General features: G+C 43.8%; 18 protein-coding genes and 1 pseudogene. 14 read left to right on the top strand and 5 right to left on the bottom strand.

The window, feature by feature from the left end; translation table 11 throughout:
* The first annotated feature begins 30 nt into the window (after window positions 1-30).
* From ABE28_RS19065 to ABE28_RS19045, 5 genes are all read left to right on the top strand, one after another.
* Entirely contained in the window at window positions 31-3,198 is a 3,168-nt protein-coding gene (locus tag ABE28_RS19065; protein ID WP_064465460.1) for a bifunctional cytochrome P450/NADPH--P450 reductase, read from the top strand.
* A 103-nt stretch (window positions 3,199-3,301) separates the two neighbouring features.
* Complete coding sequence (locus tag ABE28_RS19060; RefSeq protein ID WP_156775833.1) at window positions 3,302-3,517, top strand: hypothetical protein; 216 nt, start codon at window positions 3,302-3,304, stop codon at window positions 3,515-3,517.
* 129 nt (window positions 3,518-3,646) lie between these two features.
* Window positions 3,647-4,096, top strand: coding sequence for an NUDIX hydrolase (locus tag ABE28_RS19055; protein WP_156775832.1), 450 nt, complete (start codon window positions 3,647-3,649; stop codon window positions 4,094-4,096).
* Between the two features lie 145 nt (window positions 4,097-4,241).
* Entirely contained in the window at window positions 4,242-4,469 is a 228-nt protein-coding gene (locus tag ABE28_RS19050) for a DUF3953 domain-containing protein (RefSeq protein ID WP_083232146.1), read from the top strand.
* Between the two features lie 254 nt (window positions 4,470-4,723).
* Complete coding sequence (locus tag ABE28_RS19045) at window positions 4,724-4,888, top strand: hypothetical protein (protein WP_257390631.1); 165 nt, start codon at window positions 4,724-4,726, stop codon at window positions 4,886-4,888.
* A gap of 117 nt (window positions 4,889-5,005) precedes the next feature.
* On the opposite strand, the gene ABE28_RS19040 is transcribed toward ABE28_RS19045, so the two are convergent.
* Window positions 5,006-5,848 carry an SDR family oxidoreductase gene (locus ABE28_RS19040; protein ID WP_064465457.1) on the bottom strand — a complete coding sequence of 281 codons (843 nt, stop codon included), beginning with the start codon at window positions 5,846-5,848 and terminating at the stop codon, window positions 5,006-5,008.
* Window positions 5,849-6,010: 162 nt separating this feature from the next.
* Between ABE28_RS19040 and ABE28_RS19035 the strand changes: the two genes are divergently transcribed.
* From ABE28_RS19035 to ABE28_RS19025, 3 genes are all read left to right on the top strand, one after another.
* Complete coding sequence (locus ABE28_RS19035; RefSeq protein ID WP_064465456.1) at window positions 6,011-6,346, top strand: hypothetical protein; 336 nt, start codon at window positions 6,011-6,013, stop codon at window positions 6,344-6,346.
* 216 nt (window positions 6,347-6,562) lie between these two features.
* The gene (locus ABE28_RS19030) at window positions 6,563-7,054 is read left to right on the top strand and encodes an HIT family protein (protein ID WP_083232267.1); all 492 of its coding nucleotides are present in this window, start codon (window positions 6,563-6,565) and stop codon (window positions 7,052-7,054) included.
* 62 nt (window positions 7,055-7,116) lie between these two features.
* The gene (locus tag ABE28_RS19025) at window positions 7,117-7,305 is read left to right on the top strand and encodes a hypothetical protein (protein WP_064465455.1); all 189 of its coding nucleotides are present in this window, start codon (window positions 7,117-7,119) and stop codon (window positions 7,303-7,305) included.
* Window positions 7,306-7,325: 20 nt separating this feature from the next.
* On the opposite strand, the gene ABE28_RS19020 is transcribed toward ABE28_RS19025, so the two are convergent.
* Window positions 7,326-7,604 carry an RNA polymerase sigma factor gene (locus tag ABE28_RS19020; protein ID WP_069191718.1) on the bottom strand — a complete coding sequence of 93 codons (279 nt, stop codon included), beginning with the start codon at window positions 7,602-7,604 and terminating at the stop codon, window positions 7,326-7,328.
* A gap of 142 nt (window positions 7,605-7,746) precedes the next feature.
* Window positions 7,747-8,535 carry a class D beta-lactamase gene (gene blaOXA, locus ABE28_RS19015; protein ID WP_064465453.1) on the bottom strand — a complete coding sequence of 263 codons (789 nt, stop codon included), beginning with the start codon at window positions 8,533-8,535 and terminating at the stop codon, window positions 7,747-7,749.
* Window positions 8,536-8,721: 186 nt separating this feature from the next.
* On the opposite strand from blaOXA, the pseudogene ABE28_RS19010 reads away from it, so the two are divergent.
* Window positions 8,722-9,242: pseudogene (locus tag ABE28_RS19010) on the top strand (alpha/beta hydrolase).
* 87 nt (window positions 9,243-9,329) lie between these two features.
* The gene (locus tag ABE28_RS19005) at window positions 9,330-9,536 is read left to right on the top strand and encodes a helix-hairpin-helix domain-containing protein (protein ID WP_064465452.1); all 207 of its coding nucleotides are present in this window, start codon (window positions 9,330-9,332) and stop codon (window positions 9,534-9,536) included.
* A 48-nt stretch (window positions 9,537-9,584) separates the two neighbouring features.
* On the opposite strand, the gene ABE28_RS19000 is transcribed toward ABE28_RS19005, so the two are convergent.
* On the bottom strand, window positions 9,585-10,181 hold the full coding sequence (locus tag ABE28_RS19000) for a spore coat protein (protein WP_064465582.1): 597 nt from the start codon (window positions 10,179-10,181) through the stop codon (window positions 9,585-9,587).
* Between the two features lie 487 nt (window positions 10,182-10,668).
* Between ABE28_RS19000 and ABE28_RS18995 the strand changes: the two genes are divergently transcribed.
* The 4 genes from ABE28_RS18995 to ABE28_RS26135 all read left to right on the top strand — a co-directional run bounded on the left by ABE28_RS18995 (window position 10,669) and on the right by ABE28_RS26135 (window position 12,789).
* Complete coding sequence (locus ABE28_RS18995; RefSeq protein ID WP_064465451.1) at window positions 10,669-11,052, top strand: iron chaperone; 384 nt, start codon at window positions 10,669-10,671, stop codon at window positions 11,050-11,052.
* 204 nt (window positions 11,053-11,256) lie between these two features.
* Entirely contained in the window at window positions 11,257-11,886 is a 630-nt protein-coding gene (locus ABE28_RS18990; protein ID WP_064465450.1) for a DUF1349 domain-containing protein, read from the top strand.
* Between the two features lie 90 nt (window positions 11,887-11,976).
* The gene (locus ABE28_RS18985) at window positions 11,977-12,468 is read left to right on the top strand and encodes a PTS sugar transporter subunit IIA (RefSeq protein WP_064465449.1); all 492 of its coding nucleotides are present in this window, start codon (window positions 11,977-11,979) and stop codon (window positions 12,466-12,468) included.
* Between the two features lie 249 nt (window positions 12,469-12,717).
* Window positions 12,718-12,789: a glycerate kinase gene (locus ABE28_RS26135; protein ID WP_156775963.1), complete on the top strand. Its 72-nt coding sequence runs from the start codon at window positions 12,718-12,720 to the stop codon at window positions 12,787-12,789.
* Between the two features lie 301 nt (window positions 12,790-13,090).
* Here ABE28_RS26135 and ABE28_RS18980 read toward each other — a convergent pair whose 3' ends face one another.
* A complete protein-coding gene (locus ABE28_RS18980; protein WP_064465448.1) occupies window positions 13,091-13,642 on the bottom strand; it encodes a hypothetical protein in 552 nt (183 codons plus the stop codon).
* Window positions 13,643-13,647 lie beyond the last annotated feature (5 nt).

Here is a 13,647-nt window from a genome sequence, read left to right as displayed (position 1 = left end):
ATTCCGAAATATTTAATAGAGGTGCTAAACATGACAAAGACAACTCAAATACCACAGCCAAAGACATATGGCCCTTTAGGGAGCCTGCCTGTCATCGATAAGGATAAACCGCTTCAGTCGTATATGAAGCTGGCGCGAGAACTTGGACCGATTTTTCAATTTCAATATCCGGGCCGGATCGGTACATTCGTATCAAGTGCAGCACTAGCGAAAGAAATTTGCGATGAAGCAAGGTTTGATAAGAAAGTTGGTCCGGCACTGCAAAAAGTGAGGGCATTTGGCGGTGATGGCCTCTTCACGAGTGAAACGGCGGAGCCTAACTGGAAAAAGGCGCATAACATTTTATCGCCTAGCTTCAGTCAGCAGGCAATGAAGGGCTATCATGCTAAAATGGTCGATATTGCCGCCCAGCTGATTCAAAAATGGGCTCGCCTGAATCCAGCCGATGAGATTGATGTGCCTGAGGATATGACACGCTTGACGCTGGATACGATTGGACTATGCGGATTCAATTACCGCTTTAACAGTTTTTATCGCGATACCACCCATCCGTTCGTCGCCAGCATGGTCCGCTCGCTCGATGAAGCGATGAGTCAAACGCAGCGGCTCGGCATCCAGGATAAACTGATGGTCAAATCAAAAAAACAATTCCGCGAAGACATTCAATACATGTTCTCCCTTGTGGATGAAATGATTGCCGAACGAAAGCAAAACGGCGATCAAGGAGAGGATGATCTCCTTTCCCACATGCTGAAGGGAGTCGACCCTGAAACGGGAGAGACGCTGGATGACGAAAACATCAGATATCAGATCATTACCTTCTTGATTGCCGGCCATGAAACGACGAGCGGACTACTCTCGTTCGCCATCTATTTCCTGATGAATAACAGGGACAAATTAAAAAAAGCGCAGCAGGAAGTGGATGAAGTGCTCGGTGACGGAATACCGGATTACAAGCAAGTCAAGAAGTTGAAATATGTCAGGATGGTACTCAATGAAGTGCTGCGCCTATGGCCGACAGCTCCTGCATTCACTGTATATGCGAAGGAAGATACTGTGCTGGATGGGCAATACGATGTTCACAAAGGCGATGTGTTCTCGCTGCTCATTCCTGAGCTTCATCGCGATCGATCCGTTTGGGGCGATGACGTTGAATCGTTTCTTCCGGAACGTTTCGAGAATCCGAGCTCCATTCCTTATCATGCGTATAAACCGTTTGGAAACGGGCAGCGCGCCTGCATCGGACAGCAGTTTGCCCTTCATGAGGCCACGCTTGTGCTCGGAATGGTCTTACAGCACTTTGAGTTGATCGATCATAAGCGATATCAATTGGACGTGAAAGAAACGTTGACGCTTAAACCGGACGGATTAACGCTGCGCGTTTCACCAAGAAAGCCTTTGATGTCGCTTACCGTCGATTCTCATGAGCCGGTTTCAGCCAATAAAGGAGCCTCTGCCCAAGCCGTCGAAACCACTCATGGCACACCATTGCTCGTCCTGTTCGGATCGAACATGGGAACAGCGGAAGGAATGGCCCGTGACCTTGCCGAAACAGGGAAACGCCAAGGATACAATACGGAGGTTGCTCCTTTGAATGATTATGTGAATCAACTTCCGCGAGAAGGAGCGGTCTTGATTGTCTCGGCGTCTTATAATGGAAATCCCCCTGATAATGCGGATGACTTCGTGTCAGCGCTGAAGGAAAGCAAGGATGGCAGCTTGGATGGAGTTCATTATGCGATCTTTGGATGCGGAGACCGCAACTGGGCAACTACGTACCAACGCATTCCTTCCTACATCGATGACCGTCTGGAGCAATCGGGAGCCAAAAGATTGTCAGAAACGGGCTATGGAGATGCAAGTGATGATCTAGAAGGAGATTACGAGAAATGGACGGACACCCTTTGGACGAATCTTGCCAGGGCCTTTAGCATTGAACTCAATCAGGATGATCGGGAAACAAGCTTGATTACGATGAACTACGTCAGTGATGTAAGCGGCACACCACTCGCCCGCAGCCACCATGCCTTTACGTCCGTTGTCAAAAGGAATGTTGAATTACAGCATGCAAATAGCGGAAGAAGTACACGACATATGGAACTGGCGCTGCCAGCTGGCATGAAGTATCAGGAAGGCGACCATATGGGGGTACTGCCGCAAAATCCAGCGGAACTTGTCGAGCGAGTGCTCAGTCGATTCGACTTGAACGGGCAAGACTATATCAAACTTACAGGTGATTCAGGTAAAGCTGCCCATCTTCCTACAGAAATACCCGTTAAACTAGCGGAAGTGCTATTAAACCATGTCGAGTTCCAGGAACCCGCCACCCGGTCCCAAATACGGGCGCTTGCTGCTCATACTGTCTGTCCGCCACACGTGAAAGAGCTTGAAGGACTGCTGGAGGACGGCACTTATAAACGGGAAATCCTAAGCAAGCGGATGACCATGCTGGATTTAGTTGAAAAGTATCCTGCATGTGAAATCCCATTTGCAGGATTCCTGGCATTGCTGCCGCCATTAAAAGCAAGATACTACTCGATTTCAAGCTCCCCGCTTCATAAGGAGGGAGAAGCGAGCATCACCGTCAGCGTCGTCCGGGGGGAAGCATGGAGCGGCAACGGCGAATACAACGGCATTGCTTCCAATTACTTGGCAGCGCGCGCGGCAGGCGATAAAGTAGCATGCTTTATCCATACACCGCAATCCAACTTCCAGCTTCCAAAGCAATCTGAACACCCGATCATCATGATCGGACCTGGAACTGGCATTGCACCGTTCAGAGGGTTCATTCAAGCCCGCCGCGCCCTGAAGGAAAAAGGCGAAACATTAGGTGCTGCCCACCTGTACTTTGGCTGCCGCAATCCGGAACACGACTTCCTCTACCAAGATGAACTCGTCCAAGCCGAACAAGACGGACTCGTAACCTTGCACACCGCCTTCTCAAGATGTGAGGGACAAGAAAAAACATATGTGCAACATCGCCTAGCGGAGAACGCTTCAGACATTCTCCCTTTATTAAAAGAAGGCGGACACCTATACATTTGCGGTGACGGAAGCAAAATGGCCCCGGATGTTGAACGAACATTGATTGAAAGCTATATGCAATTCCAACAAACAACTAAACAAGAAGCAACCGCCTGGCTGCAGTCGTTAGAAGAAAACGGCAGATATGCAAAAGATGTCTGGGCAGGAGCATAAATCAACCAGAAAGCAGCAAGTTCCTTTTGGAACTCGCTGCTTGTTTTATAGATAAAGGCGAAATGAAAGAGCCAAGCGTAAACTCGCGAGTAAAGTGCTCGAATTGGCGAGTAAAGTACTCGAATTGGCGAGTAAAGCGGCCGAATTGGCGAGTAAAGTGCTCGAATTGGCGAGTAAAGCGCCCGAATTGGCGAGAAAACCGGCCAAAATGGCGAATAAACTACCCAAGCTAGCGAGTAATTCCGCCAAATTCACGAGTAAACCAGTAAACCCTATATTCAGGCTTCCGCGAGTTGAAGTTTCGATCGAAGTATCCTAAAACTGGACACAACAAGGTACAATATTGTAAAACCAGTTTTATAGGAGTTGCGACGTTCAATTCCATACGAAATCGTTCTTCATGGCCATGTGGCACTGACATTATTAAGAAATGATAAGGGGAATGTTCATGTTTAAGTATACGGTTTGTTTTGTGAAGAGAAAGAATGAAATCTTGCTGCTTAATCGGGAGAAGGCTCCCATCATGGGGGTTTGGAATGGGGTGGGCGGCAAGATAGAGATTGGGGAAACGCCTGATGAGGGTGCGATGCGTGAAGTGTTCGAGGAGACGGGCATTCGCGTCGGGCGCTCTTATTCTAGCGGAACGGTAACGTGGGAGACCGCAGGGGCTGAACAGGATGGAATATATGTTTATTTGTATGAAGCGGAAGATGATTTAATATATGAAACGCCGATGAAAACCCGAGAAGGCATTCTTGACTGGAAAACGATAGATTGGATCCTAGCACCCGAAAATCTGGGGATTGCGGAAATGGTCGGTGCGTATTTGCCGGTATTGCTGAAAGAAGAAGGCAGGTACTCGTTCATTTACAAAAATGGGCAAACCTTTCTTGCGTGATCTTCCTAAAAGGAGATACGGCCATTTTGGGCGTATCTCTTTTTAGTACATTTTTTAATTATCGTAAAATGGTATAATTATAATTTTATGGTATAAATGGTTGGTTATCACAATTAACGATATCGATAGTGTAGGAGGAAGAATCATGTATGTATTGAAATATATCCTAGCGATGATCGTCGTCGCTTTATCCGTTTATCAGCTTATTACTGGAGATACTAAGCTGATACCGTATTCAATGTTGTGCTTGGGAGCCATGGTGCTGGTGATGGGACTCGCCGACCTTCGAATGGAACGGAAAGGATCGTGGCATAGGTCACTTGTTATCTCGGTATTTCTTTTCTTCGTCTCAGTCTTGGGGTTTTTCGGGTGAAGTGGAGCGTATGAACTATTTCCGATGCCGGGAAAGAGTGGTTCATATATCGGAAACGCCTGGGAGAATATCGATCGGTTGGGAAGGGGGAGCACTTTATCTTTTGTGATAGAGGATTCACATTTTCGGTTTTCAATTAGTTATGGAGAAAGTATACCTGATAACGCTAGCTCATTTATCGTTGACAATAGTTTTTCTTTATAATATCGATCATTTCATCTAGCAATCATCATTTACTAATGGAGGATGATGACATGAAGCTTTTCAAAGATATGTCTGCAACGGAGTCCGCCCATTGGAAAAAAGGGGCGATACTTGGTTTTTACACGTATATGCTGTTATTATTCATTGATCATATGTATTTTCTGTACTTTGAAAAAGAATTGTTTTCATCCAACCTGATTTTTTGGGTGGATTGATTGCTGCCTTCGGATTGCAAAGGATTTTGGATTTTCGTGAGATAATGAAACGGAGATAATCTTGATGAGTATGCGAGGCAAACCACCCTTGAATCAGGGTGGTTATCGGCATTTACCTCAATCCAAGCCGACCTGCTGCTCACTCCAATGCCAGAATCGCTCGACAAGCTCGTCATTTTGGGCAAGCTTTGAAAGGGGAGCATCTTTTTCATCGTAAAAATAAGATCCGGAAACGGTTTTGACGTGTTCGCTGGTTGCGAGAAAAACAGCTGTTCGTGCTCCTCTTTCTGGGGTTCTGAAAAAAGGGACTAACAGCTTGATGAATCGCTTGCCGAATCCGGTGTCCCGATCGACGCCTATATTCGTTGCAACGGCCCCGGGATGCAAGGCGTTTACGCTGACGGATGTACCTTCCAGTCTTTTGGCCAGCCCTTTCATGAACCAAACATTGGCTAGCTTGGAACGGCCATATCCTTTAACGACATTGAAGCCTTTGTGAAAATAGGGATCGTCAAAATTGAATTTCCCCCATTTATGCGCGCCTGAAGAAACGATGACAACCCGCCCGGCATCCGACCGCTTTAACTCATCGATCAGCAAATTGGTCAGTAAAAAATGACCGAGGTGATTAACGCCCAACATCGATTCGAACCCGTCTTTCGTTTCCTGACGTTTTAAGGTGACGACACCTGCATTATTGATCAATACATCTAGTGAATCATGATTGGCCTTAAACGTCTCTGCAAAGTGGTGAATGCTTTCGATGGATGCCAAATCACCTATCATTAATTCGATGCTGCTGGACTGACTTTCTTCCTTGGCCAATTCAAGCGCTCTTTTCCCCTTCTCTTCATTACGGCATAGCATGATGACGTGCAGACCTTTCTTGGCAAGGGCTATCACAGTTGCCAAGCCCATTCCTGAATTGGCTCCCGTTACGATCGCTAGTTTCTTCTCCATCGTTTGCTCCTTTTCTTTTTCAGAATCGCCTTTATTGTAACGTATTCCCGGACTGGGAAAATGAAAACTATCCAACTCTTAGATTAACAACAATCTTTGCAGGAAGGGAAGTTTCATGGTCATAATTCTGTGGAACAGTAATCATAAAGAAAGAAAATCAACATGAATAAACGTATCTATTGGATAGTTTGGACTTTCGCCCTCATCGGAATTACTTATTTTGCGGGACTATGGTCATTGTGGTCGACTTTCGCTGCACCAGAAGGAAGTACCTTTGTCACCATGATCATTTATATCGTGTTAAATGCCGGTATCATTCAATTGCTCATCGCCATGATATGGCAAAAATGGCGTTTCTTCTGGATGGGACTTTCTTTTGTGATCATCCAATTCATTTGCTTAATCCTTGGCGGTGACATGCCAATTCTTTTAGCGGCTTTGGCAGGTTCGGTCGTATTAACGATCATCCAATTGCGAAACGACAGAACCAATCCATAATGTGAAAATGAAGGGGCCCTACTCTGTAGAGGTTTTTTTCTTGATGAGATAATATCCCTCTTATAGAAAAAAACGGTGGAATAATTGTTGGGAAACCTATATCGTGGAGATAGAGGATGTAAGGATCGTTCATCATCCTCCTCAGGATATATCGCTGAGTCAGCGAAACATAATCAGCGGAAATTTCTTGAAGTGCGGTGTAAAGGGAGCGATTTCGTGGGGGTTTTATTGTCGAATGGGAAAAATATCGAAGTGGACTGCTTAAGCTGTGCCGTCACAAGCGGCTTAATCGAGCCTGAGGGCGGGACCGTAATCGAAACGGAGTATTTTCATGCCCATCAGGATGTCGCCTACCCGATTAAAGGATTGATCATTTTAGCAGCAAAACGCCATATCAAGTGTTTTGATGAACTGACTGAAGAAGAAAGTAGCGATTATATCAGGTTATTGAAGAGGATCAGGAAGGCTCAACGAATTGCATTGGGCATAGAGTCTGTTTATTATTTTTATAATGAGGATACAACGCATCATTTCCACACTTGGATGGTTCCGCGATATGACTGGATGTACGACTTCGGCCGTTCCGTCGAATCCGTAAGGCCCATTCTCCTGCATGCGAGGAAGCAATTGAGCGGTGAGGAAAATGTGAAGGAAGTGCTGCTTGCGGTAGCGGCATTAACTAAGGAATTGAACGAAAACAAAGGATAGAGGGAAACGAAGTATCAAAAAAGTTCGAGGATCTTCTAAGATGCGGGCAAGGAGGCTTCAAAATGAAAAAATACATGACGGCCATTCTTTATTTCGTGGCAGGGGCTGCATTTTTAGTGCTTGGTCATGCCGATGTTTTAAAGCAAAGCAAAAACCCTGAATTGGCAATTGGATTTGGTTATATCTTTTTGGTATTCGGCGGCATCCATTTCTTGATAAAGTTCGTAAAAGGGAAAAAAAAGTCCGAATAGCGCAGATACTCGCGAGTGGACTATTTCAATTTCACTGTGCGTTGAGCATACAAATGATTGTATACGACCTGTTTCATGAGATAGGTGGAAATCATTTGATCATTGGAAGCTCCAAATGTATGGGGCGATTCCCACAATTTCTTGAAGGTAATGAATAGCAGATTCTCGGCATTGATTTCAGAACCGGTCAGTTTAACGGCCGTATTTTTCAACATGTCTTCATATTTGGTGTAAAGCTTTGAGAAGTAAAGCCGATCTCCTTTTAATATGTGGTCGATTATTTCCTGTTTATTCATCATTCCTTTATCCTCACTCCATTTTATATTTATAGGTACTAAGTACCTTCTTTGGAGATGAATCAAACCTGATTTTGAAAGAAATTGGAATTTGATAATCAGACGAAAAACGCATGCCCGAAGGAAGAGCATGCGCGAGGACTAATTACTTTATGATTTCCAGCTCTTTCAGGGCTTCCAGTGTAATCGCTTTGGCTGTACTTCCGCTTCCGTCCAGGTTTGTGGCGAAAGCCCATTTTCCTTTATCCGTTTCGATATAGCCGACATACCAGCCCAAGCCCATATCGGAGAGGCGTGTACCCGTTTTTCCATGAAGGACATAATCGTCGGCTTCTTCATTGATCATGATTCTCTTTACCGTTCTCATATGCTGTTTATCGATGGGCAGTTTTTCATCCACCAGCTTTTCAATAAAATGGACCTGTTCCTTGGCGGATATGTGCAGGCTGCTATCCAGCCAGAAATGATCGATGCCGCCAGATATATCACGGTTCCCGTAATTGATCATGTTCACGTATTCCTGCATGTTTTGTGCACCGATGTCGCGGGCCAGTTCTTGATAAAACCAAATCACCGAATACCTCATCCCTGAAGCAAGCGAATGGTCCCTATTCCAATCTTCGAATTCCCGGGTTACCCCGTCCCAACGCTTCACTTCATATTCATCACTCACGGCCTTTGTCTGCAGCCCGATCAATGCATTCGCCACTTTAAACGTCGACTCCGGAGTATAGCGAGTGGTACTTCTCTTTTTGTTATAGATATATTCTTTATCCGTTTTTAGGTTTTGGATGATCATCGTGCCATCCACACCGCCGAAAGATTCCCCAATCTGTAGTTCCTTCACCTTATGACCGCTTGCACTTGCATGAATCGTGCTCACAGAACCTGAGACCAGTAAGACCAGAATGAAACAAAACGATTTGATTTTCATTACACACTCTCCTTCAAGGTTTTATTTACAGAAAATGGGACAATATCTAAATTATACTTATTATCATAGAGAAACGGAACCATTAAATCATGACACCGTAGCAGGTATGAAGCGGGAAGCCGGTGAATATATAAGGTGACTGCTGGAAGATTGGGGACTATATGAAGGTGAATCATGGAAAAATGAATGGAATCAGTAAAAAAAGTGCCATACACCCATATCGACAACGGAAGTCCTGCTGTTTGTTTTATGTTTTCGGGTGCTGGTTACACGTATGAGAAGCCATTATTTTATTATTGCTCCAAAATCGGTTTGATGTCGTACATATTCATTATTCTTACGAGCCAGATATAGTCAGTCAGCCATTGGGAGATATCACTGAAGTTATGGTTGGTGACTGTAACCCGGTCATTGCGGAAGTATGTCAAAAAAAAGATTATCAAGAAATTATGTTTCTGGGGAAATCACTTGGTACCATACCCATCATCAATGGATGGATGAAAGACGAGCGATATATCCATTCCAAAATGATTTTGCTTACACCACTATTGAAGTCCGACTTGATTTTTGAAGGGATAATGAGCAGCAATCATGCCCCTAATGCCAATCATTCATTGGATATCGAGCCTAATCATGCTTCTAGGTCAATAAAGGTTCTAGAATGTGTGATGAACGGATTGACAGAGTTCGTAAAAATCAAAAGCTGAGAGTCAGCAGAAAGAAATCTCGAAGACATTCTATTAAAATCATCGTTGAAGGAAACATTAATGTGGACGATAGAAGGAGGAAGAGTGATGACTGCTAACGGAACAGAACTGCCGCCAGAGTTGGCAAAGCCTGCACAGCGAGCATTATCGGGTGCTGGGTATGTGAAGCTGGAACAGTTCACCAAGCTGAGCGAGTCAGAAATTCTCAAATTGCATGGAATGGGTCCGAAAGCGCTGGAGCAGCTTAGGCGTGCACTTGCGGCGAAGGGGTTAACCTTCCGGGAAGGCTCATGATATTCGTTCAAAGCCCAGTTTTTGAAAAACTGGGCTTTTGTTGTTGAATCAATTGATGATATTCTTCGTGGCAGGAGCAAAGCCTTTGAGCATTTGTGTCATATCCTGTGGCGCTAATTGCGGCACTTGATAATAACGATGCTTGTTTTGATACAGGAAGATTTCATAAGCCATTTCAACAAAGTTGGGCACACTGTCAGCGATGACCCTCCTAAGGACAGGATTGGTGGTTTCGACAGCAGTCATGGCAAGAAGTGACCCCGTTGATTTGATTAGTCCAAGCATGTGACCGGATACGCCTTGTTCATTCATCTCGTTGACAGATTGATTCGGTTTTTTAGGCTGAGAAGGCGTAAGGCCATATATGACGTCATGATTTTGGTGCATTTCGTATGGCTGGGAAACATGCGATGGTTTTTTTCCTGTAGTGAAAGCTTCTACGGCAATGTTGTATACATCGGTAACGAATGTATATTGATGGTGAAGGATCGCCTTCAGCTCTTGATCTTTAATGTGTTGGTCAAAAAGTTGGTACTGATCTAATACATTTATAAACCCTGAAAGGACTTCGTGCGCATCAAATAATTCATGACCGCCATGATTCATGTTCGGCACCATGCCTTGTGGTTGTTGGGTATTGGACATATTCGGTTGATTTTGCAAAAGTATTACCTCCCAATTTTTTTAGCATACCCCCTTAAGATGGTCGGTGATGCTTGAAAATATGTACGTTTTCAATGAAAAAGGGGAGATGTCGGACCTAACTGGAGGAGAAAGCCTCAAAACGGCAACCATCTCATAATTTAGACCGGATAATCCGTCCTGATTCGTCCTTCAATCGGGATAATTCGTCCTAAACTGAAATAATTCGTCCTTAATTCGGGATTATCCGTCCTACAATAAGATAATTCGACCTATTGTAATGGGAACGGAACACTTGATCGTTCCAAAAAAAAACTCGTTCTACTGGTATAAAAAAAGTGATCGAAACTAATGGGGAAGATGTATCTTACTATTTTATAAAATGGGGATTCCGCTGCTTTTTTTATTCAAGCACAGTTCTGTTGAAAGTTTATGGGAGTAAATTGCTATAATATAGAATAACGACATTCTACTGATGAAAGGAGCAATCATGGAAGGAGCCAAAACTTTTCATACAATCGATGAATATATCGTGCAATTCCCCGATGACGTCCAGGAGATCCTAAAGACGGTAAGGAACGTAATTAAAGCTGCGGCACCGGAAGCCAGTGAAAGGATCAGTTATCAAATGCCGACCTTTGCGATGCACGGAAACCTGGTCCATTTCGCGGCTTATAAAAACCATATAGGGTTTTACCCGACACAGAGAGGAATCTCCGCTTTTGAAGAGGCTTTATCTGATTACAAACGGTCGAAAGGGGCCGTTCAGTTTCCGCTCAACAAGCCGATTCCATATGAAGTGATAAGCCAGATCGTTACATTCAGAGTGAAGGAGAACATTGAAAAAGCGGCAGCCAAGGCGAAAAAGAAATAATGCCGCCTGGCGGATAGGGGGAATGAGCGATTTTTCCATATGAAGAATCGCTTTTTTAAGCTGCAACGTTCCGGCCCTGCGCGTTGCGGAGCCTGATAATTCTCAAATGGGGTCGACTTATGATAAACTTCTATTTATCGGAATTAACAAAATATTAATGGTTTCGTTGGCGAAGGTGTACGCATCAATATAAGAAAGGTGGCTATGATCATAACGGCTATATTATTGGAGGAATTCAATGACGCTGAATTCAGAGCAAAATTATCATGGCACTCCGAGCCCAAAACGTGGAGGGCAAATGCAGAGGAATCGACTTTAGTCATCAAAACCGATGATCAAACCGACTTCTGGCAAAAAACTCATTATGGCTTTCAAGCGGATAATGGGCATTTTTTGTACCATGAAGTAAGCGGGGATTTTCGTTTAACGACGAAGGTGAAATCCAAGCCAGTGAATAGATATGACCAAGCGGGATTGATGGTGCGTTTTTCAAGTGAGACATGGCTAAAGACATCTGTTGAATTTATTCCGGATGGAAAAAGTAAACTAGGCGTAGTTGCAACAAACCAAGGTTACTCTGATTGGTCAAGTCAGGAATTTTCAGAAGATGGGGCGACACTCTTTTATCGGATAACGAGAAGGAACACCAACTATTATGTTGATTACTCATTAGATGGCACTTCCTGGAGCCAAATTAGAATGACCCACCTCGTTGAAACGGGAAAAACGATGAAAGTCGGCATCTATGCCTGCAGTCCTCAAGGAGAAGGTTTCGAAGCTGCATTCGATTTCGTTAAAGTGGAAAAAATAGATAGGGAAACAAAGGTGTATTAATAGCACAACGAATGAAAGGTTAGGCAGGCAAAGCGGATCCAAATAGCTTACTGCCTTAATAAATTTGACTGAAAAGAGGAAGTGTCTATTATGTTCAAGAAATTATTCGGAAAAAAAGAAAACGTGGAGCAGCTGCTCGCACCGATGAACGGGAAAATTGTAAAAATGGAGGATGTTCCAGATCCCGTATTCTCCGGGAAGCTAATGGGAGACGGAATTGCCATTCTTCCTGAAGAGGGTCTTGTCGTAGCTCCGATAGATGCAGAAGTGGTCCAGGTTTTCCATACGAAGCATGCAATAGGACTTAAGACGAAAAGTGGCATTGAGCTGCTGATGCATATCGGATTAGAAACGGTGAACCTTAAAGGTGAAGGATTCGAAGTCCATGTCGCAGAAGGGCAGCGTGTAAAAGCGGGGGACAAGCTCGTTACATTCGATATCGAATTCCTTAAATCAAATGCACCTAGCATCATAACTCCGATCGTCATCACGAATGGCGAGCTGGTTGAAAAAGTGGAAAAAACAGATAGCACCGAAGCAACCATTAACGAAACGGAGATCATGAGTATTGCTTTGAAGTGAAAAAATGGCTGAACTATCCCCGGAATGATGGACAATGTCCTTCATTCCGGGGATTTTTTGTGCCCTGATCCCCTTTGTCTAGTCCGACTGACGGTATATTTCATTTGTGATAAATGTCGCGACAGACGTGATTGATGTTGAGCTCCCTTATAGTGGTTACGACCTATGGAGTGAAAAACGTTTAGAAAAGTCGATTGTGCTTACTCCTTATCAATTCATGTGGATAAAAATATAAGGTAGGTGGATGTAATGAAGATTGTGATCGCTCCTGATTCATTTAAAGAAAGCATGACAGCTGCGGAAGTTTGTGCGGCTGGTTGAAGCTGGATTCCGGAAAAGGGAGTGCTGGGTGATATCGGCACATCCAAACGGCCCTTCGATAGTGGAGGTGGACAATTTGCAGGGAAATCCTTAAACGAACTATGGAAGAAACAGCCAGTCCTTTCAGCCAATGCTGGAAGAGCTGTTTTTATTTATGAGACACGTATTACCAAACACCACTAGAGACACCGTAGTATTTTTCGTCCCTTTATCGTTAACATAGAGGGGATTCGCTCCAATGTTTAGAGACTTAAGCTTCACTTCGCTTAGTGAAGCTTAAGTCTCGCATATCTCTAAAACACTATTTAAAAGATTTAAGATTGTTAACTAACTGGTTAATATTTTGAATTGGACCGCTATCATATAAAGCCTCTCTAAATGTTAAGTACTCAGTTCCCTTTTCTATAATATGGTTCAATAATACCTTTTCAGGGAAGCTCACGATCGATTTACTAGGAACGTCATTCCATTCTTGGCTAGCGAAACCATGATCCCATGTAAATAAAACAGTGGGATTTTTTTTCATTAGCTTTTTCATTTCCCAATTCATGGAACGTTCCGAAAAGCCACTGCTGCCAAAGCCGGTACATAAACAATCAGTCATTGCCTGTAAAATTGAAAGCCATATACCATCAACATCATCCCAATCATAAAAGCTCGAGAGAAATTGATGTTGATAAGCTATAAGTACTGTGCCGTAAAAGGTCGTGCCTTTTGTATGAATAAGCTGTTGATTTGCTAATTTCTTAGCATGTAAGTGATGGATTGGAATAAAATCCTCGTTAACTAATAATTGCTTTTTATCTATAGCATCATAACCATTTTTTGATATATAAGTTTCAATGATAAACATCTATG

This window comes from Peribacillus muralis (genome assembly GCF_001645685.2).
Lineage (GTDB): Bacteria > Bacillota > Bacilli > Bacillales > DSM-1321 > Peribacillus > Peribacillus muralis_A.
The sequence above is the reverse complement of the archived record's forward strand: the minus strand, read 5'-3'. Positions and strand labels throughout refer to the sequence as shown.